The organism is Prevotella sp. C561 (genome assembly GCF_000224595.1).
GTDB lineage: Bacteria > Bacteroidota > Bacteroidia > Bacteroidales > Bacteroidaceae > Prevotella > Prevotella jejuni.
Genome location: NZ_JH114139.1, coordinates 240,876 through 262,803, shown reverse-complemented (window position 1 = coordinate 262,803; position 21,928 = coordinate 240,876). Strand labels below are relative to the sequence as shown.

10 protein-coding genes and 1 pseudogene are annotated in these 21,928 nt (G+C 43.1%); 2 read left to right on the top strand and 9 right to left on the bottom strand.

Annotated features, from left to right (window positions below; all coding sequences use genetic code 11):
* Positions 1-157, top strand: a pseudogene (locus tag HMPREF0666_RS17195) (IS1380 family transposase); the annotation flags it as partial.
* Positions 158-398: 241 nt separating this feature from the next.
* Here HMPREF0666_RS17195 and HMPREF0666_RS00825 read toward each other — a convergent pair.
* The 7 genes from HMPREF0666_RS00825 to HMPREF0666_RS17190 all read right to left on the bottom strand — a co-directional run bounded on the left by HMPREF0666_RS00825 (position 399) and on the right by HMPREF0666_RS17190 (position 18,674).
* Positions 399-4,145, bottom strand: a complete 3,747-nt coding sequence (locus tag HMPREF0666_RS00825) for a T9SS type A sorting domain-containing protein (protein ID WP_009010376.1) — start codon at positions 4,143-4,145, stop codon at positions 399-401.
* A gap of 427 nt (positions 4,146-4,572) precedes the next feature.
* On the bottom strand, positions 4,573-7,602 hold the full coding sequence (locus HMPREF0666_RS00820; protein ID WP_009010375.1) for a GEVED domain-containing protein: 3,030 nt from the start codon (positions 7,600-7,602) through the stop codon (positions 4,573-4,575).
* Between the two features lie 99 nt (positions 7,603-7,701).
* Positions 7,702-9,534 carry a SusD/RagB family nutrient-binding outer membrane lipoprotein gene (locus HMPREF0666_RS00815; protein WP_009010374.1) on the bottom strand — a complete coding sequence of 611 codons (1,833 nt, stop codon included), beginning with the start codon at positions 9,532-9,534 and terminating at the stop codon, positions 7,702-7,704.
* 156 nt (positions 9,535-9,690) lie between these two features.
* Positions 9,691-13,068, bottom strand: coding sequence for a SusC/RagA family TonB-linked outer membrane protein (locus HMPREF0666_RS00810; protein WP_009010373.1), 3,378 nt, complete (start codon positions 13,066-13,068; stop codon positions 9,691-9,693).
* A gap of 863 nt (positions 13,069-13,931) precedes the next feature.
* Positions 13,932-15,374, bottom strand: coding sequence for a Fic family protein (locus HMPREF0666_RS00805; protein ID WP_009010372.1), 1,443 nt, complete (start codon positions 15,372-15,374; stop codon positions 13,932-13,934).
* 1,080 nt (positions 15,375-16,454) lie between these two features.
* Positions 16,455-18,356 carry a hypothetical protein gene (locus HMPREF0666_RS00800; protein WP_009010370.1) on the bottom strand — a complete coding sequence of 634 codons (1,902 nt, stop codon included), beginning with the start codon at positions 18,354-18,356 and terminating at the stop codon, positions 16,455-16,457.
* Positions 18,357-18,482: 126 nt separating this feature from the next.
* Positions 18,483-18,674: a hypothetical protein gene (locus HMPREF0666_RS17190; protein ID WP_009010369.1), complete on the bottom strand. Its 192-nt coding sequence runs from the start codon at positions 18,672-18,674 to the stop codon at positions 18,483-18,485.
* A gap of 148 nt (positions 18,675-18,822) precedes the next feature.
* Between HMPREF0666_RS17190 and HMPREF0666_RS00795 the strand changes: the two genes are divergently transcribed.
* Positions 18,823-19,131, top strand: coding sequence for a transposase (locus HMPREF0666_RS00795; RefSeq protein ID WP_009010368.1), 309 nt, complete (start codon positions 18,823-18,825; stop codon positions 19,129-19,131).
* Between the two features lie 464 nt (positions 19,132-19,595).
* Here the strand turns inward: HMPREF0666_RS00795 and HMPREF0666_RS17185 are convergent, their stop codons facing one another.
* Both HMPREF0666_RS17185 and HMPREF0666_RS00790 read right to left on the bottom strand, forming a co-directional pair.
* Complete coding sequence (locus tag HMPREF0666_RS17185; RefSeq protein WP_009010367.1) at positions 19,596-19,757, bottom strand: hypothetical protein; 162 nt, start codon at positions 19,755-19,757, stop codon at positions 19,596-19,598.
* 46 nt (positions 19,758-19,803) lie between these two features.
* Complete coding sequence (locus HMPREF0666_RS00790) at positions 19,804-21,531, bottom strand: hypothetical protein (RefSeq protein WP_009010366.1); 1,728 nt, start codon at positions 21,529-21,531, stop codon at positions 19,804-19,806.
* Between the last annotated feature and the right edge of the window lie 397 nt (positions 21,532-21,928).

Here is a 21,928-nt window from a genome sequence, read left to right as displayed (position 1 = left end):
CAGCGAAAAGGTCAAGCCATTGAAAAAGACAAGTAGACTGAAAGCCTTTATCCTGCATTTTGTCAGCGTTCCAGCAAAATGGGTGCGAACGGGAAGGCAGAACGTTCTAAACCTGTATACAAATAAAACCTACTACGCTGAAGTATTCCTTGAATAAACAGTATTTCTTTGTGGTGTTTTCATACTTCCCCATTGGTTTGGGTGGGGGGATTTCATGCCTATGCAAGAACCAAGAACCCTGGAAAATTCCCAAATCAATGGATTAATCCCAAAATATCACTTCAATATATAAAAGTACCTCACAAGGAATAATGCTGCGGAATTGAGGTTATAGATAAAAGGTGAAAAAATATAAGTGCCAGAAGGAGATTAGCTCCTTCCAGCACTTAAAGAATTATTTACTTACAGATAAACTTAACTGTACGGAGGGTCTTACCGTCCTTCTTGACATTCACAACGTAAACGCCCTGAGCACCAAGATGGAGACGTACAGACTCTGCACCATTGACAGAAACAGCCTTGCTTGCTACCATCTGACCATTGGTAGAGAATACCTGAACGAGGTAGTTACCTGGTGTCTCAACGTCGAAGAGGACATCACGATCGATAGCGTAAACCTTCATGTCAGCAGCCTCAGTGCCGTTGATACCTGTTGGATCAGCCTTCACCTTGATTACCTGGAAGGTACGAGTGTCAGAACCATGTGCGTTCTTCAATGTCAATGTAACTTCATAGTCACCTGCCTTAGCATACTTCAACTTAGCAGTACCAGCCATATCAGTACCATCCTGTGAAACGATAGTAGCCTTCTTAGCTGTCCACTCTGCTGTTGTCTTCACCTGGAATGTACCAGAAACGAATGCGCTACCTGCATCGTAAGTTGGAACGTCTGGAACAAGCGTTGTAACGCCTTCACCCTCACCAGCCTTCAATTCACCGTGAGCTAACTTAGCAGTACCCACCTTGCTTGCGAAGTAGTGACTTGCATCTGCGTCAGACTCGAAGTCCCAGTAAGCCTTCAAACCAGCCTCATTAGCATCGGTAGACATCATTGTGTGAGCAGCCTCTGCTGCTGTGAGCGCCTTGTTGAAGAACTTAACATCATCAACAGTACCATTAATAGCAGCTGCTCCGGCACGACCAAGACTGATACCGAGGACATTATTATCCCACCAAGCATTGTTAGCAAAGCCATCTGGATTAATACCATCGCCCTTATGACCATCGTACTCCCAGTTATGAGCCTTAGCAGCCTTACCATTGATATAAACCATCGGTTTGGTTGTAGTACCATTACCCTCCATAGCTAATACAAAGTGTGTCCAAGCACCTGGAACGAAGTCAACCTTCCAACGTTGTTTGTACTCCTTAGCACCACCAGCATTCTTCTCACGGAGTGTCACTTCATAAACACCTGTGTTAGGATCGTATGTAGTCCACATTGTACCCCAGTTGTTCTGTGGCCAACCTGTACCTGGGTCACGCATATCTACAATCTGAGTACCACCAGTGAAGCCATTGAACTTAACCCAGAATGCGAGTGACCATGCCATATTGTTCTTGCTTGTACTGTTGAAACCAAGCTCAGAAACTTTAACGCCTACTGGCTTCTCGAGAGTCTTGATACCTCTTGAACCAGAACCGTCAGCCTTCTTACCCTCGTACTTCATTGTTACCTCGCTGTTAGCAACAACCTCGATAGAAGACTCGCTGTTGTTAGCTGTGAGCTTGTTGATATGAGGAACAGCACCTACTGCATCAGAAGTAATCTGAATGTAGTTTGCGTATCTTACTTCCTTATTAACACGTGCACCATTCTCATTAACTGCACCTGTAAGAACGAGATCGTAGAAGCCTGTCTGGCTCAAACCATTCTCAACCTTGATTTCATTAGCATTGTTGCTGCTTGCAACAGTTGCACCATTGTGCTCAATCTTCCAGTTACCAGCCTCATGACGTGGGTCAACATAAGCGATAGTGAAAGCCTCGTTTGGCTTGATAACAGACTTGTCTGCCTTGATTTCGTCGCTATATTCGTAGCTATTGAAGATTTCGTGATCCTCGCCCCAAGCGATAGCACTCTCCTTCTTCATATCGAGAGATACTGCAGATACACCAAACTTCACCTTGCCCTGACCCTTAAGGTCTACAGGAACAGAATAGAACATACCTGCCCATGAGGTGGTTACACCCATGAGGATTGGGTCCTTACCCTCCTGCTTAGCCCAGAGCTTGAAGAGAGAAGTCTTCACGTCTGTGTTGTAGCAAGGCTCGCCCTGACCCTTAGTGTTAGGCATGTTGAAGATAATCTTAGCGTCAACGCCATTCTTTGCAGCGTGCAACAAGGTTGTCTTTACATCGATTGGCTGTGCTGGAGCATCAAAGCTACCACGAACGATTGAGAACTCACCGAGGTAGAGATTCAAGTCGGCAGCATTCTCCATCTTGAGCGCAACGAGTGCAAGTGTCTTACCGTTCAAGTCGCCACCAACAGTGATAGTCTTCTCAACCCACTTATCCTCATCAGCCTCATCAGTAGAAGCAAGTACTGGATAAGCTTTCTCTGCGTTTACATTATCTTCTGTAGCGAATACCAAAGAAGCATCAGCCTTACCACCCTTAACCTTATAACGGAAGGTGATAACGTCGCCTGTCTTCAAAGCATACTTTGTCTTGAAGAGGTGGAGATACTCCTTAGAAGTAGAACCATGTACACGAACAGTAGAACCACCCATGTAAGCATCGTCCCATACGAACTCTGCATCAAGACCAGTTGCAGGAACATCAGCTGCGGTACGACCGAGCAACTTGCTTGCAAACCACCAACGCCATGTTGGCAAATAGTCCTGTACACCTACGTTAGCCCAAGGACGATCGTTCTTACGTACACCACCATAGTTGAAGAACTTACCGTTACCGAGGTTGAAGTAAGTAATCAATGGCTCCTGTGTCAAGTCCCAAGACATAGAACTACGTGCGGTCATCATCGCTGACATACCAGCGAAGTCTGTATTATCAGCATTGTAGTTCAAGCTGTTATTGATTTGGAGAGAGTTAACCGGGTTACGTGAACCGCTTGAGAACCAACGCTCTGTACGCAACATATAAGTGCGCTGCTGTGTCTCTGGGTCACTACCCTTCTCACCACGACTCTCGAAGAACATGTTCTGTGAGTGAGCACCCCAAAGACCGATAGAGATTGGATAATTCTTCAACAAAGTCCAACGTGAACCTGTACGTGGCTCACCACCCTGCATGTTGATACCAGCATAGATATCTAATGGGTTACGCTCAATCTCTTCAGCCATCTCAACTGTATTCTGCAACAATGTTGAAGAGTTCCAGTTATAGTTGAAGAAGAGGTTAGCAGCCTCTTGGTCTTTTGCACCAAATATGCTCTTGTTAGTCTCATTCAAACCATGGTCAAAAGAGATACGTCCCTTATCATTGGTACCATCATACCATATATTCTCATAGATTGGGTTGGTTGGTCTGATTGCTTTGTTAAGATTCACATGGAAATCTCTTAGCTTTCTTGTTACACGACCAGCACCAAAATACTCTGAATACTCTGAGTTGTAGCCAAGACCATCATAACCAAAGTAATTCATGTAAGCAGCAGCCTTCTGCACATCTGTTGAAGCAAGTTGCTCTAAAGCACTGCTCCACGCACCAGACAATCCACCATATGGAATACCAGCAACAGAAGATACAGGCACACCATTCTTATGTGCTGCGTCCAACAAAGCTGCAGGAATACGACCTAAGCCACAGTTCCAGTCGCCCCAGTGCGTAACGTATGGCCACATTGAGAACACCTCAGAGTCGAAGACACCATCAGGGAGAGCGTTCTTACTTGGCACGTTCCATGGCAACCAAGCAAGGAGCTTCTTGTCGTTCGTATCTGTAAGGTCTGTACGAACCTGTGTTCCTTCGTAACGGAAACGCTGCTTTGGTTTTACACGAGAGATGAAGAAGTTATCATCATCATTGATTTTAGGGTTCGACTTTGACCAGCTCTGCAGTTTACCTGGGAACTGCTGAGACTCAAAGCCCCACTGAATGTAGTTGCTCTTAAGTTCCTGTGCCATCAAGGTTGATGGAATTAGGCAGCAACCAAAAAGAAGTAAATTAATTCTTCTCATAATTGATTTGGGTTTTAATGTTATTGAATAATTATAAATCTTATTACCGTTTAGATCTGCCTCCACTCGTTAGGAGAACAGACGTTGTCCGAGAACTGTATCCTTCGTTGGTACCGCTTAGTAGACTTTACCTGTCATTCGATAGCTTTATAGGTGTCAACTGTGCCTCACATCTCTCATTTCCATTCGTCGTATTCATGCTTAGCACATCGTGTGCGAAGGCTTAACACCACTTGTGCGGATGCTCCGCACCATTAAAAAAGATGCTGAAGGAACATTCCACTGTTCGTAAGACGAGGGTTGCACTACCCTAACAAAAGCCACGTTTTATCGGACATACTTATTATCAGAAAGCTTACCTACCAAACAAAACAAGGCTACCCGACTCGATAGAATCAAGTCAGATAACCTCATTTTATATCACCTATTACTTAATCGTAATCTTTTGTGTACGGATAACATTGTTGTTCTGCATCTTAACGAGGTAAACACCTGCTGGCAACTCATTTGTATTGAAAGACTTTGGATTAACCAAGCTCTTTACAGTCTGACCGTCAGTAGAGAATACCCATGCACGTTCAACATTCTCGAATACTACCTTACCACTAACAACAGTAAGCTGTGAAGCACCACCTACGTTAGCAGAGATGATATTAGTAGAACCACCCTCGAGCAACTCTGGCTCGTCAGCAACACCCTTATCATGGGTGTCAGCCTTAGCACCACGAGCAGCATTAGAACCAGTGATAGTCACCTTGAAGTCGATAGCGAAGCCCTTATTGAACTTACCAGTTGGTGTCAAACCGCCCTGGAACCATGCATCACAGAAGACAAGGCGGAGACGGCTCTGACCTGGCTTAGCATCTTCAGGAACCTTGAAGGTGTACTCATTCAACTGCTGTACCTGTGCAGGAACGCCCTTGCGAACCTGACCAAAGAATACAACACACTCACCCTCGTTAGGATTCTCAGAGAGATTCTCTGGGTTGAACTGCTTGTCGCCATTGAAATCCATCCAAGCCTTACCCATACAATAGCGGAGGTCGTCATTGCTCTGGTCCTTGATCTGAGTTGCCTCATAGCCCTTAATCTTCACTTTCACTGTCGCACCCTGTGCTACTTCGAGTTCTTGACTCGTAGCATCAACATAGTTCGTCTCGTTACCTGCAGGACCGTTAGCAGTATAGTCGATATTCTTTGTACCGCCCTCTGTCTGGAACTTCTGAACATAACGAATCTTACGAGCTGTTTCTGCACCAGCAGCAGCATTGTCGAGTTCAACTGTTCCGTAGCCCTCTTCCTGTGCCTCTGGGAGTTCAGACTGCTGAGCACGTGGCACAGCAATCCACAGTGTCTTTGAGTAGGTCTTAAGGTCAGTACTTACTGAGCGAACACCGATGAAAGGTTTGTCGTCAACACTTGTGAACTGAATGTTAGGAACGAGTGTAGCCCACTGTGATGTACGACCTACCTCAGACACCTTACCATTCTCACCGTTCTTATAGAGAATCTCGAAGTGGTCGATATTTGCCTCATCGTTATAAACGGTTGGATTCTGTCCTGGGTCCTTATCAATTCCCCATACCGCCTTAACTGAAAGAGAATTCTTTGTTTCCTCCTTCACCTGAACGGTCAAATCCTTCACGTTAGCAGGTGTTGCTGTCACGTCGTCGTTGAGTTCGAGTTTACCAACAAGTACATTATAGTCAGCATCTGAATCCTTCACACGCAGACCGATACGCTCAATCTTCTGACCAGCAGTGATATCATTCAACTCAACCTTCTTCTCTGTCCAGTTTGCATTCTCGGTGTTACCCAATGCATAAGCCTTCCAAGCACCATTCACACGTACGATGAGAGAAAGTTTTGAGTCGTTATTGCCTTCTTTGCCAGTCTTGATAGCTACCTTAGCAACTACCTTACCCTTAGAAGGAGTGAGGTTAGTCTTGAAGAGAACAACGTCTGTAGCAGTTGCATTGTTGACACCCTTCAAGCGAAGTGCTGCACCACCCGTGTAAGCATCCTCATTGGTGAATGAAGGCTGTACGTCTGTGCTGGCTACTTCAGTCTCTGGCTTAACAACCATCCAACGATAAGTAGGCACGACATCTTGGCTACTCATGTTATACCATGAGCCTGCAGTCTTCTTACCCTTATAGTTATAGCGTTCGCCATTACCTGTGTTGAAGTGGGTAGCGAAAGGAAGGTTGCCTGAGATAGCTGTGCGCTCTGGAATCCAAGAAGCAAGACCAGCGAAACGTGCCAAAGGAGGTGTGGTACCCTGTGCCTCAACATTATTACCCCTATTGCTAATCTCTGGACGATACAAAGGATTACGGTTGCCACCAGAGAAAGCACGTTCAAGATACTCCTGATAGTTAGACATACGAGACATAGCATCGCCACCAGTGTTATAACTCCAGAAACGACTCTCTGCATGCTCACCCCACAGACAAATACCACAACGCTTAGCATCTTGGTTGTTAAGACTATTCCATCGTCTGTCCATGCTTACAATCCATACACCAGCGTATAAACCATCGGCTGAGCCCATAGTGCGTTCTGCCTCTTTTACAGAACTGCCCATGTTCCAACTGAAGTCGCTGTTGTCGTAATTCAACATCACCTCACAGATACGATTGTCCTTATCTTGACCCCACATATATCTTGAGCTATATGATGTCAGACTTGAGCTCGTTGTGTAATACATAATCTTGAAGTCGTTAAAACCTTCAGACTTCGCAATCTTGTAAAGTTCCTTATGGAAGGCTATGTTATCTGCATCCTGATACTTGTTGGTGCTTTCCCAGTTATAGTTGATACCATCGAAACCGAGGAAGCGCATACAGTTGATGATAGGATGCGTATAGCGGAAGCTACCATCGCTATTACGAGTCATGATAAAGCTTGCCCAACTGTTAGCAGCTCCACCCGTTGTATGATCGAAGAACTTAATACCAGCGAAGATGCTTGTACCATTGCGGTGAGCAGCATCAGCCCATGAACCCGGTGCTTGGAAAAGTCCGTAGTTCCAGGCACCAAACAGGTTGGTATAGTTCCACATTGAGAAGTTATCGTTAGCAAATGTCTTTGAAGGATAGCCACCGAGGTTCTTTCCAGCACCACCAGGGATATTCATAAAGAGGTTACGATTCTCGTAAGTATCTTGGAGAAGTCGGTCAGCACGTGACTCAATAGCACGCTTTCTGACGTGTGAGCGGATAAACTCTACCTCGTCTTTGATGCCCCATGCAGTAAGGTCGGCATCAGTAGGATATTTCTTGCCGTTATCAAGAAGTTGTGCAAAATGCTCAAGAAGGGTCTGATCGCCCAACTTTGACAGGTCGAACACCTGTGTTGAAGCTGTTGAAGAATATGTTTGTGCAGTCACACCGACAGGAGCCATAGCCATCATAGCTGCGATGATCCATGCACTAAGAGTAGATTTTTTATTCATATGATTTAGGTTTTGTAATTAGTACTTGATAGATTTATATCCCAGTAGAGTGACGTTTATACCACCCTACTGGGCTATTGTTTTAATTCAGAGTTTCATTTAGAAGTTTGAAGTGGTCTTATCCCAGAAAAGACGAGTAGCCATCTTGTCTGGACCGCCCAATGCTGGGATACCAGTGTTGTCAACATCCTGCTTTGTTGCGATGTCGCTTGTGCCAGGGAATGGCAGACGACGCATGATATCACCAGGAACTAAACTACCATCAGCCTCATCGATGTTCAATACTGGCAACATACGTGGGAAGCCTGTACGACGGAGGTCAACCCATGCCTCGAAGCCATTAGGATAAGTAGCGAGGTACTTCTGAGTGATAATCTTCTCGAGTTTTGTCTCTTGTGAGTCGCTGTCGTTCCACTTTACACCAACATGGATTGGTGAAGCAGCGTCTGGTGTGTCACCAGTTGGATCCTTATAAACATAAGCTACTGGGTTCTCCTGTGCCATGTAGGTGTCAATCCAAGAGTCATACCAGTTTACATTCTGCTGTCCGTTAGGACTCTCACCGTCCATAGACTTCATCTCAGGATCCTCACAGTTACCATGACGGATACCCTCCTCATAGAAGTGCTGAGCCGAACCACCCATGTTCCAACCACGGAGTGCACCCTCTGCACGGAGGAAACAAACCTCAGCATACTTCATCAAATAAAGTGGTGCAGAGTTGAAGTACTGCTCGTTCAGCTTACTGAATGCGATATACTGGTTCTCATCATATCCCTGACCTTCACCTGGATGTGTACCGGTACGGATACCACAGATGCGGCTGTCAGCAGGTGTTGTCTCGCCTGTCTTATTGTTCTTAATAACGTTATCATTCTTCTTAAAGAGATATTTCAACCAAGGGTGATTGAAGGTCTTCAATGTGATTTCCATTGTTGCACTCATACGAGCATCACCCCAACTCTCAACGCCTGGCAATGGATGACTAAAGCCCATCACACCTGGACGGATTGAAACGCTCTGTGCCTCGTTCTCAATAACGCCATCAGCAACAGCCTCTTCAGCCAATTTCTGTGCACGAACAGGGTCGCTCTTTACCATGTGCATAGCGATACGCAACTTCAATGAGTTGGCATAACGTGCCCATGCCTTCAACGTTCCGTCAGCAGCACCACCATCGGTCATAACTACGAAACGATCAACAAACGCACTCTTAATCTTCTGCTTGTAGGCAGCTGGCTTCTGATCGAAGTAGTGGAAACAAGCAATGGCAGTGTCGAGGTTGGCAACAGCATCGTTGTAGACATCCTCAACCTTGTTATAAGTATAAGGACCTACCTGCAAGTTAGTCTTCAACTCACGGTAAGGCATTGGACCATAAACGTCAGCTACCTCAACAGCCTGCTGGTTGAAGAGGGTCAAATAAGCTGCTTTCAACTCTGGAACAGCATTTACCTTCTCATTATTCAAGATAGGTACAAGTGAGGTTTTCATCTCTGTGAATGAACCCCATGCACCACCATAGCACTTCTGGTCGATAGCATATGACGATGCCAAACGAATCTTTGAATACTGGAAGAAAGTATGAGGAACAACCGTGTACTCAGCATAGTTGTCAACACCGAGAGAATACTGATACTGATAAGCATGTGGACCTGGGTTCTCACCGTTCTTACCACCACGCATAGAGAACTGTCCACCAACACCAGCATCGAGCAAGTCTTGCATTGCATTGAGTGCCTCATCTGCTGCTGCAGCGTCTGTAGCCTGACGGAAAGGAATCTTATCCACGTCACCACGGCTTGTCACCTTCTCAACATTCTTGGTTGTTGAGTTGAACTCATCACCAGGGTTGTCATAGTCAAGGCATGACTGTAGACCCAGTGTTGGCAATGCCATCGCCATGAGTACGATTATATGTTTACTTTTCATTGTTGTTTATCTTTTGAATATTATTGTATTGTTTAAGCTTATTCGGAGCTAAAGATGTGTAGTAACGGTTTTGTTACGTGGGGAGCAAGACGTCAAACATTATATTTGTTTCTCACTCCCTTTCACGCTCTTCACTCCTTTCTCACTCCTTTTCTCTTAGAAGTTAGCCTTCAAAGAGAAACCGAATGAACGTGAAGATGGCATATTGAAGCTCTCAAATGCGCCGAGACCATTCTGTGTAGACAGAGATACGTCTGGGTCTGTTGGTGCATCCTTATAGATGAAGAACAGGTTACGAGCGATGAATGAGAGGGTCAAGTTACGGTTCTGACCGAAGAGGTCACGGAAGGTGTAACCCAATGAAAGCTCACGAAGACGGAAGTTTGTTCCGTTGTAGAGATAGGTTGATGGGTTGCTTGATGCGCCCAATGCCTGATAATATGACTGGATAGGAACGATGCGACCGCTACCATCATTGAGTTCCATACCTGGTACGTTACCATAGTTGGTTGCAACGATGTTGTTACGCTCTGCGCTGAGACGAGCTGCCTCTGTACGCTCTGAAGCACCGATATAGTCAAGGTAAGACTCTGTCAATGAGAGTACCTTACCACCGATACGACCGTTGATGAGGAATGAAAGCTGGAACTCCTTATAGTTAAAGGTATTGGTCCAACCCATCTGCCACTTAGAGTTCATGTTACCGAGGAAGCGGTCGTTTGAACCTGTCTTGTCGAATGTTGGCTCACCCTTAGCTGTCAATACGATATGACCATTTGCATCGCGCATGAAGTCGCCTGCATAGATGTCACCAATAGCACCACCCTTCTGGTAGATTACCTTTGCCTCACCTACAGTCTGCTGATACTTACGTGATGTTCCGTCCTTATCATAACCTGTCTCAAGAATCTTGTTGTCGTTGTATGAGAGGTTATAAGATGTACGCCAACGGAGGTCCTTACCGAACTTGAAGTCGTAGCCAACAGTTGTCTCGAAACCAGTGTTACGTACCTTTGCAGAGTTCAGCAACTCGGTGTTACCACCCAATGAGCCAAGCTCCATATAGAGGTGACGAACGATAGTGTTATAGAAGGTGAAGTCGAAGCTCAAACGGTTGTTCAAGAACAATGACTCGATACCTGTCTCGAATGAACCTGTCTCCTCTGGTACTGGTGAGAAGTCGAGCAACTTGTTACCTGACAATGCACCTGTCTGGAGGTTACGGCTCATCGCACCGTATGCCTTATTAGGGATAGAGTTACCTACTGATGAGTAAGAAACACGATATTTCAAGAAGTTAAACCAGTCTGGCAACTTCACCAACTGACTTACGATAGCATTGGCACCTACACCGAAGTAACCGTAGTTATCGGTATCAATCTTACCCAACTCCTTGAAGTAACGGAATGGACGATACCAGTCGCGACGATAAGAAGCATCGAAGTAAACGGTCTCTTTCCAACCTAACTGTGCTGTGAAGAGGTATGAGCGGTCCCAGTTTGAACTCTTTGAAGTGCTTGTTACGCCATAGCCACCTGCGCTGGTCTCGAAGTAGTTAACCATTGTTGGGAGCTTACGCATAAGACGGTCGTAGTAAGTTGCAACGGCGTCTGTTCCCTTTGACTCGCCCTTGATGGTATGACCTACATAACCTGCTGTTGCTGATACTGAGTAGTCACCGAAGGTCTTGTTATATGACAAGAGGTAGTCGGTATAGAACTCTGTTGTCTTCTCGTCTGAATCCCAAAGACGACCGTAGTCTTCCATTGATGCAGGGAGGAAGGTAGTAGCAAAGCGAGTTGCATGATTCTTGAAACGAATCTGGCTGTAGTTGACACGTGCTTGGAAAGTCAAACCGTCGTAGATGTCAACATTTGCTTGCAAGGTACCGAAGAGGCGGCTCTCCTTCTGCTGACTGTTACCCGAATTGATCAACCAATATGGGTTGTTGTTAGGATGAGAGAGGTATGCCCACTCCTGCTGTGGACCAGTCAGAGTTGTGCGCTGACCAGCTGCCCAAGCGAAGTTAGAACCATTGAGTTTGTAATATGAACCTGGATTTGACAACCACTTACCCTCAGCGTTCATGTAATGGTCACGATAGTAATCCATATCAATGTTCTGAGGTGCGGTATAGAGATGGTAGAGAGGGTTACCTACCGTACCACCACCAGGACGATTCTTTGTCTTTGACTCTGTATAGTTCATCGATGCATCAATGTGCAAACGCTTGAAGAAATTATAAGTCTGACGGAAACTGATAGAGTTACGGTTGTATGAGTTGTTACGCATCATACCTGTTGCATGGCTGTTTGCCACAGACACGTAGGTACGTGCTATCTCTGTACCACCAGAAAGTGAGATTGAGTTATTTGTTGTGACACCCGTACGGAAGAAGTTGTCTACATCGTTACCTGCACGATTGCGGAGATAAACATTATGACGACGTGCCATGATTGGATTGCCACTTGCGTCTGTACCAATCTGCTCCTCTGGATAACCTACCCAACGCTCGTCCAATGGAGTGCGTACTACGAGGTCGTTGTCTGCACGGTCTGCGAGCTTACCACCCCAGTTGTTCAATGACAATGCACCTGTTGCCTGGTCATAAGCTGCACCATAAGTCTTCTGAATCTTTGGTGTCAACAATGGAGAATCAAAAGTGATGTTTGAGGTTACGTTGATGTCAACCTTACCTTCACGACCACGCTTGGTGGTAATCATCACAACACCATTGGCAGCACGTGAACCGTAAAGCGCAGCAGCATTAGCACCCTTGAGGACATTGATTGACTCGATATCGTCTGGGTTGATCAATGACAATGGGTCAGAACCCTCAGAAGTTCCTGTTGAACCGAAACCCTCTGCGCCCATACCCTGCTGACCACGAATACCATTACTCATTGGTACACCGTCAACTACGATGAGTGGAGAACTGTTACCGAGGATAGAACGGTTACCACGAAGAACAATCTTTGAAGCACCACCAGCACCACCAGCACTTGGCGTAATAGTGATACCAGCTACCTTACCTTCGAGTGAGTTAGCTGCATTAGGATCCTGCACCTTCATGAGGTCCTCTGCCTTCACCTGCTGCGTTGCATAGGTGAGAGACTTTTCCTTACGCATAATACCCATGGCGGTAACAACAACCTCGTTCATGGTGTTTGCCTCTTCCTTCAATGTCACGTCGATCGTACCCTTACCACCAACAGGGATGGTCTGTGCTGCATAACCGATGTAAGAGAAGACGAGCTTCGCGTTTGCAGTGGTATTGAGGGTATAGTTACCATCAATATCCGTTACTGTGCCATTAGTGGTACCCTCAACAAGGACAGTAGCACCAATGAGCGGTTCGCCGGTTGAGTCAACGACACGACCGGTCACTTTGTGATTACCATTCTGCTGTACTGCCTGTACTGCAGTGCTGGTGTTTGTACCTGCGTAGACACCTGTTGGTGCCAATGCTAATGATAGAGCAAAGGCAGCCGAGAAGTACAGATGCTTCTGCTTTGATTCTTTAAAGATTCTCATCAGGTTTAGGTTTTAAACTTTTATTTATTACTTTCCTAATTTTTTCTTGTTAATTGGGTCGATGTCAGTAGTCTGCTGCTGTCTCGTCTTTCTTTCTCTTAGAAGTCCTCAACAGCTTACTCCGCTACATCAGAAGTCCTTGTTCGCTTGCTCCTATCTTATATAAGAGGTCCTTGTGTGCTTACTCCTGTTATACCTTTCCTTCGCTTTCGAATGAGTAGTACGCTTTACTTACTACTACGCTCTATTAGAAACTCTCATCTGCTCACCCCTATATATATAATAAGGTGTAACCGATTTAGGTTTTCTTGTTCACATCCTTTAGCTTTCTCCGAGCGATAACTGTCTAACTCACTGGGGCTACCTCCTTTGTCCTTGTCTTCGCAACGCCCTTATAAGCAGTCAATTATACCTCCTCTTGGTGCTCGAACTATTAGATTGGTCTAATGACACCTATCTTTCAAACAACTTAAATACTTATAATACTTACATAAAATTTAATATTTAACATATATAAACATAGAGTGAACGGGTAGACAAGTAGACAAGTTGCTTGTATCAAAGACAAAGTAACATAGTAAGTGGACGAGTGAACAAGTAGACGAGTGAACAAGTTGCTTGCGAAAAAGACAGAGTAACAAGGTAAGTGAAGGAGTGAACGAGTTGCTTGTAATAAAGAAGAAATTTGTTCTCATGTTACCATGTCTACTTCACAAGCAACTCGTTCACTTGTCTACCTGAAAAGAAATTCGAAAACAGAATTTACATTTTGACTCTCACTAAGGGGGGCAGATTAAGCTAAGTGGCTTTCTAAGATCTCAGCTGACTTAGTCATTTTTTCCATCAGTGACTAAGTTAAGTGACTAAGATAATACACTTATATACTTCTGATTCCTACTATTGGGTTTATCAGGTATTGTCATCTCAAGAAATCCACCTTTTATCAATGGGTCAATATAGCGACTTTTAGCATTGTTACGATGTTTTAGTCCCAAATGGGTTATAATTTCAGTAAGACTTTTAGGCTGTTGACACAAGGCAATAATCTCATTCATTACTTCTGCCGACTTAGTCACAGACTTAGTCACTTTTTCTCCATCAGTGACTAAGTTAAGTGACAAAGATGGCTGTATTGTCACCTCGAAAGCAGTTACTTTACCGACATTGAAGATAGGGTCTGGATTTCCATTCTCCCTTAGCATATTTTTTACACGCTGAATACCACGGTTAAACATATTAACATACTTCATACCACGCATAGCCTCTGCAATAATAGGATTACGATAATCATTTACCGTAGGGAAATTTTCTGGACGAGCCTCCCCATATAAGCCTCCAGCATTGAGAATCTCTATACGATTGCTAAATTGATAAATTCTTATAGGCATATTTGATTGATAATCACGATGCATACAAGCATTCATCAGTAGCTCTCTAAGTGCGAGTTCTGGGTAGTTAAACACAATCTGTTCTCGTAGCATACTCACAGGCATTGGACGTGAAGTTACAATAGCATCTTTTACAAAACTCTCCAACTTAGGTAGTATCGAACACAGACTTCCCCGCATCTGCCTTTCGTTAAGAATTTCGCTTCCTGTATCTTCTCCTGCGAAATGCACATACTGAACATAACAGCCATGAAGAAAGAAAGAGGCATTTATCCCAAAAAGCACAATGGCTGCATTCGTAGGACAGTCATGAACTATGTCATAAAGATGGATTGCTGCCAATTGCTCTTGCAAAGAGCGTTTATCCGTCTTAAGAATATCAGCATCTATTACCTGTGGAAGATATTCATATTTTATAAACTGAGTGTCAATATCCTTTAATGATGATCCAAAACAAGGAGTTGCATCAAAAGTAGCCATATAAGATGTTCTCTTCTCCAAAAGGACTCTTTCTTCTGACTCTGTTGCAATATCCCGACGAGGTCCTATACGAATAAAGGTACGACCACGATATCGAACTGGTGGAACCAAAGCTGGTGAGACCTCTACGACAAGTAAATCGCCACCTTCAAGCTCAACCCTTTCTACTGACATAATCGGTAATGGTAAGATATTGCCATCAGAGCGAATCCCCGCTATTCGTTTCATCAAGGCATCATCAACTCTTAGTCCAGATAAAGTCCCATTGTCATAAGCACCCAAAATAAGATAACCTTTCTTTCGGGAATTTGGCAAATCGTTTGAAAAAGCACAAATAGCCTCCTGAAACTTATCCATATCACCTGTTGAACTCGTACGTTCTATTCTATAAGTCTCTGTGCTTTGCAAGAGTTCAAGAACTTCTTCTTTTATTACCATAACCTTTATTTATATTCTCATTGAACTTACCCATAGCATTCTTACTTAATGTAGGCTTTATAAATCATGATTTTCCACTTACTATACTCCAGTAAACTTGATAAAACTATCAAAAGTGGTTGTACTTATTTGAGCACCAATATAACATTATGCACTCTATGCAATCCATTTAAGTAGTTATATCCGAAGAATCATTTTTACTCTAAAAAGAATTAAATTAGAATTATCATTTCCATTTATAGAACATTCTGCCAAAAGTATTAACTACAAAATTAAGCATTTCATAATACAACTCCAAGAAAAATAGACATTATTGTGCCACAATAATACTTTTCTTATTCGTTAAGTAGTAGCAACTTTAAGATATACTTTATTTGATGACGTATAACATTAGATTAACAATTGAAAGACAGAATATTCATTTGATCAATCGAAGAAGACAGAATAATCAAGTTTTAAACAGAATAAACACATTTAGATTGAAAGAACTACAAATGACACGAATTGCAAATTAGAGAACATACACACTAAGACGAAATGTACACAATAAACAAATGTTTTTACAGGGGGATCGTGATTACTTCTCACCTCATGGGAAGACTCACCTTTTAGTCTATTTTTTTCACAATCAGCTTTTGTAAAGGGCACAAATTACGTTCGAATTGTAAGTATTGCTGATAGCTATTGCTAATAGCTTGGGTAATAAACATTTTAATAAACCTTGCAAACAATTGCTTTGAAGCGAAATAGACCAAACATTAATAACACTCGCAAATATCCTCTGTTCCTCCACGCACCAACGGTGCCTCTATGCCTAACGATTTCTGCTATATAAAACCTCTGTGTTCTCCTTTGCTCTGTGTGACCTATCTTCAAAGTTCTAATCTCAAAAGGTATCACTCCAAATTGCGGAAGACCCAAAAAGGAAGAAGGAGTAAAACAAGACTGGATAAAAGGGAAGACAGAGTAACAAAAGAACAAAAGCAAATCGGTCATTATAACCTCTTGCTGCCTTAAGACAGTAAGAAATCATAATGACCGATTCTTATTTATATAATCCGAAGTTATCGGATGAAAGTATTAATAGTTCTGTACCAAACGGCTCATACAACCCTGTCCCCATCCACTTGCCTCTGGATTTGAGAAGCCTGTTTCCGTGAACTTAAGATGTAGTATTCCTTGTCTCCTGTATGAGGAGGCAAAATAATTACCATGGTTTCCCCATTGAACCAAAGTTTTTGTACCAGCTGCTCTATAAGCCGTCAATGGAATGAAGACAGCACCACTGTTTTTAAGTTTCTCGTAGCTTGTTGGATTATCATAAACCCTCGAGTCATTTCCAAATTTAACTTTCGTGTCATTAGTAAAAACATTTTTAGCCTCATCGAGGGTCATGTCATCTGGAAAGATAAGATAGCCACGCAACTCAGCAGGATTAGTTCCTCGCTTGCCGTCTCCGTTCTCATCAATAAAGCATCTTGCCCATCTCGCTGTGAAATAATATCTATTTCTTTCAAAGCTAACCCAAAAGCGTTCATTGTTCAGTTCGTTATTTCTTTCCTTTCGATCCTTTTCATTCTGCGTGAGTAACATGTTGTTAGGAAGAAGGAAACCCCACTCGTCTGTTGTTAACACACGCGTCTTTTGAGAGCCTACATATAACATATTACCAAAGTCATTTTCCGTATCCACCCCTTCTCCATCATATCTAAAGTTATATTTGGAAATCAATGTTGGATTGTTCATGTTTCCCCATGAAGGTGTGTCAAAATAACGATATTTCTCTGGAGATATGTATGTATCATTACCAATCTTAATCGTGGCATAATCATAGTTTGTACCTGCTTTGACCTGTTTAGGTATAGCCATTTTCCACTGCTCTGGTGCTAAACGATAGTAACCTGCGTGTACAGTGCGATTTGCCTTAAGCTTCAGAGGTACTGAGTTCTTCCATCTGATAAGTGTGTTAGCACTAAGGGTCTTAGCATTCATTGCTGATGTGTAGGTAGCGATAGGCATTACATACTGCATATTACCATTTGTGAAAGCTACCTGCTGGGTTGCACTTACAGAGAACTTAGCCTTAGCACCATTATAATAAACAAAAGACTTATCTGCATCATAGTTGCGTGTCTCTGGTGTAGTTGTAATCACGCTTGTATAAGAATCAGCATAATAACCATCGAATGCTGGAGCTACTGTACCTGGAACGAAGGTTACATAGAAATCGGTTTTACCAGCTGGAAAGAAGATGTTCTCCTCTGGGTCAATCTCTGTACCAACCTCTGAAACACCTGTTACTGCACCAGTGCTCAAGTCTACATTAGCTGAAGCGTAAACACCCTTACCACGAAGACCAACCTTTGTAATTGCCGTATTGTCGTTGGCTGTAATAGCAAAGTGAGCTACAGCAAATAAGTTCTTCATTATAACACTTCCGTCAGTAACTGCCTTTCCACCAGTTGTAGCAACAACGTTACCTGTACCCATTAAGACACAGTTCTTCTTCAAATCCTTAAGTTCACCTGTCTGCTGAGAGAGGTCAATATTGATGTTACCTGCAGAGAGGTCACTTGCACTGATGGTTCTGTCAGCACTACCATTAGTAGTCTTGCCCACATAGAAGAAGCGGTAAGTGCTGGTGTTCGTTATGCGGCTTGCTGGTACTTGACCTTCAAATTCACCACTGAGACCATCACGCTTTGTAGACTTCAATGTGAGTGTATGAACAGTTTTCTGACCTGCATTGGTGATTACAAGCATCAACTTGTCCCCAGTTTCCCATTTCCATGGACTTTTAGAACCTTTAGCTTCAACCAATTCTGCGCGTGTTGCTGGTGCTTCATCTTCTGTACCAGCAGAGACGGTGAGTGTTAACATTTGCTCCTTTGCCTCTGGAGATACTATGTCATCAGAAGAACAAGAAGCTGTAAAGATTGATATTGCCATGCAAATAAGTGGCAAAAGAATTTTCGTTTTCATTCTTTATTCCTTTAATACGTATTAAAAACTACCTTTGATTATTTCATTTTACTACAATCGTTGCACCTATCTTGTAGATGTACTTAGTTGTCATCTACAAGTTATGCATAATGCTAACAGCCTTATTTAATCGCCTTGACCTGTATACCAAGGGTCATGTTCGTTGCCACTGACATCGTCATTATCAGTTTCACCTGTCACACTGCTACATATCATTGACGATGACTCAACACAGAATGTTGCGCACGATGGTTTCAAATAGGCCAGTTTCCCTACCTTGGCTATCATCTCTGATGCCATCAATTCGTTTTTTCTCATTATCCTTTAATTTTGTTCTTTTTATCTTGAAAGCTTAACTCAGTTAATTTATTTCAGCTTCGACATATAATTTTCTCTAAAACTACCGCCTTTTGGGGTGCAAAGTTAGGCTTTTGTTTTGATATTAACAAATATTTATGCAAAAAAAGTGGGCAAGCAATATCCTATTGTTATTAAGTCATGGCGTGACAAGTGGAATAACCTCTCACACCTTTTTGACTATACGAAGCCAATCAGACATAGCATGTGTACTACCAACATTATTAAAGGTTATCATCGTCAGGTTCGTAAGGTAACGAAGACAAAGGGAGTCTTCCCAAATAACGAGACGCTCTTTAAGTCCGAATATCTTGCCTATCATAACATCAAAAAGAAGTGGACTCAGCCATTACGATACTGGGGGCAGACAGTCCAGCAGTTCGCTATAAAATTTAGCGACCGCTTCCAATTACTATAAGCTCATAAAGTCACGCATCAGGAAATTATCCACTTCAAAAATACTCTTGTATCTTTGCAACACCAAGAGAAGATGCAAGGGGCTATGCCACCAGCAAATTAAAATCAGACTGTACGTCGATCCCAGCCTGATTTTACCAAGAGAAAGACTGTTCTGGTTTGCCTATCAGCATTCCTCATGCTCCTAAAGAGATGAAGCCAATGGCACTGTCCAGATGACGTACCATATTGGACTAATTGGTCTAACAATCTTTCCCCTTCTATCAAAAAGAAACCCATTGGAGGGATTAAGTATTTCGTGTCATAATTCCTTTAAGGAACAACACATACTTAACTCGCCCAATGGGTTTCGTCCGCATTATGTTATAAACAACAGTCTGCGTTCTGCAGCTTATAGGAAAGCCATCACAAACACTTTCCGTATTGTTTTGACGCTTAGAGGTGGAACTATCGTTTTAAGCCCTCTTACCACTCAACATCCTCGGCCTTGTGCTCGCCTCCGTTTTCAAATTCTGCCTTCTGTATCTGACCAGGCTCTACACTGGTACAGATCATACTCATTGCCTCAACGTGTAACAATGTTACACTTGGCTTTAAGTAGCTTTTCTTTGCTTCTATCTTATTCATAAATATAATTCTAAGTTTCTACTTTCTTAATGTATCCTCATAAGGATTAGTAGTTGATAAATGGTCTCACCAATGTCTGTTGATTTTTTGCAGCAGCACCAAAGTGAGCATAGCTACTATTAGCTGTCACAGTGAAAGCCTTATGTCTATTATCATTTGATAATTCATTAGCACACCAATACCAATTGTTCAATGGACTTCCATCAGCTTGATAGAAAAGTATCTCTTGAAGTCTATATCCTAAGTCACCTCCCCATGAAAGATGATCCTGAGTTACTCCAAAACCTGATGTTGGGTCTGCTATACCAAACTTCTTTAATGCAAGACTCCATTCACCTGCACCAGGGACATGCCATTTCTTATTAGGTACTGGGTCGAAGCTTGCTACAGCAGTAAATGCTTGGAATTCTGGCCAACCAGCCTTAATTCTTTTTGACACCATTAGATGTCCTGCAGCTTTTCTCGTATAATATGGGTCCCAAGTCTCTTTATAACCATCATATTTATCAATAGCAGATTGTAAACCAGATGGAGTCTGATCGTAGGCTGTTTCAGAACCAAGGTTCCAATTCGTTGACCACGCCTTTGTACCATTAACATCCTTAAGTGCCATAGCTACCTTACGACTCTTATCAACCACGAGTGCTACTGGTGTACGGCCTGCCTTCAAGTTAGGAACCAATGTACCTACTGTACCATCACTGAAGAGATAATCTGCAGAATAATAGATAGTCTGTGAAATCGTATAGCTTGTTCCGATTGCCAACTCTACATCCGAAAGATTAAGAGGAAGCACCTTTCCTGAAACTGGCTTCTTATAGATAGTACCAGAAGCCTCTGGAGCAAACTGGAATGACAACTTATTTAAGCGTGTCCGAGCCAAGAAATAAACGCCTGCATCTTCTGGAGTGATAATGTAAGATGTCTTTACGACGCCATTCTCTTGTGCTCCCTGAATGTTATTTTCAAATCTCTGATACTTAAGCTGACCTGCCTGTGTCACATTAGCATAAACAGCTGTTCCCGCAGCTGGGTCAATAGTACAGGTTGCTTTAACGGCACCTGCATCATTTGCAGCAGCTGCATTATACTTTAATGCACCATTGATTGAACCCTCAAAGGCTTGACTTGAGAAACCATTAATCTTCATTCTCACCCTTGCGTATGGTGAAACAAGATGGAAATCAACCTTTTGCTTCTTCTGTGCAAGGATTGTTACTTGCTGATTGTTAAAGAGTGCATTGATAGAACCATTCTGCAGACCGAATACAATCTTACCGTCCTTGAATGTCAAGTGATCACTGAAGACAAAGAATGTGTATGTTCCTGGCTGCAACACCTGAACAGAAGAAGTACCTGCCTTAGGCGTAAACTTTGAACCGTCATACGAACCTACCCACTCACCTTTCTTCTGTCCATCCTTATAAGCAAGGATAGTGTAGTTCTGTGCTGGAGCTGCTGTGTAGGTAACACGTGTCTGAGGCTTTGCATCCTCTACTACCTCTGTGTAGGCCTCAAGACCATCACCTAAACTTGAAACAGAGCTGGCAATTACACGTCCCTTTGCCTCTCCTGCAATACCACGGGTTGCCACTGACTGCTCTTTGCCATAACCAGCAAGATCAAAATCGAATGAAAGCTCTGTACCTTCTGTTGATGCCTGCTCTTGCTGTACATCGCTTGCAAGACTGGCTTCGTTGCTACATCCTGTATTCACTATGGCTGTAATCACCATTAATGCCGACACGAATACTTTCAAAACATTTTTCTTCATTTTCCTAACACTGTGTTTTAATCAATAAGCGGATTTTGTATAAGACACCTCAAGCTATTCGCCTAAGACGACTATACTCTAAAACTCATACAAATTAACCTAATAGTCATATTTTTTGTTATCACATGCAAAGTTAATAATAATCCTGTTAAATGTTCAATGTTTTCAGTTAAAATTTTCAAAGCCGGTAAAGAGACAGGTGAACAGGGTCGATGGACAGAGAGTATGAGGGAGACAGGGTAACAAATGAACAAGTTCTGGGAGTAACAGAGGGGTAGCGCATGACAGGGTATGAGGAAGACAGGGTAACAGATGAACAAGTTCTGGGAGTAACAGGGGGTCAGGGCATGACAGGGTATGAGGAAGACAGGGTAACAGATGAACAAGTTCTGAGAGT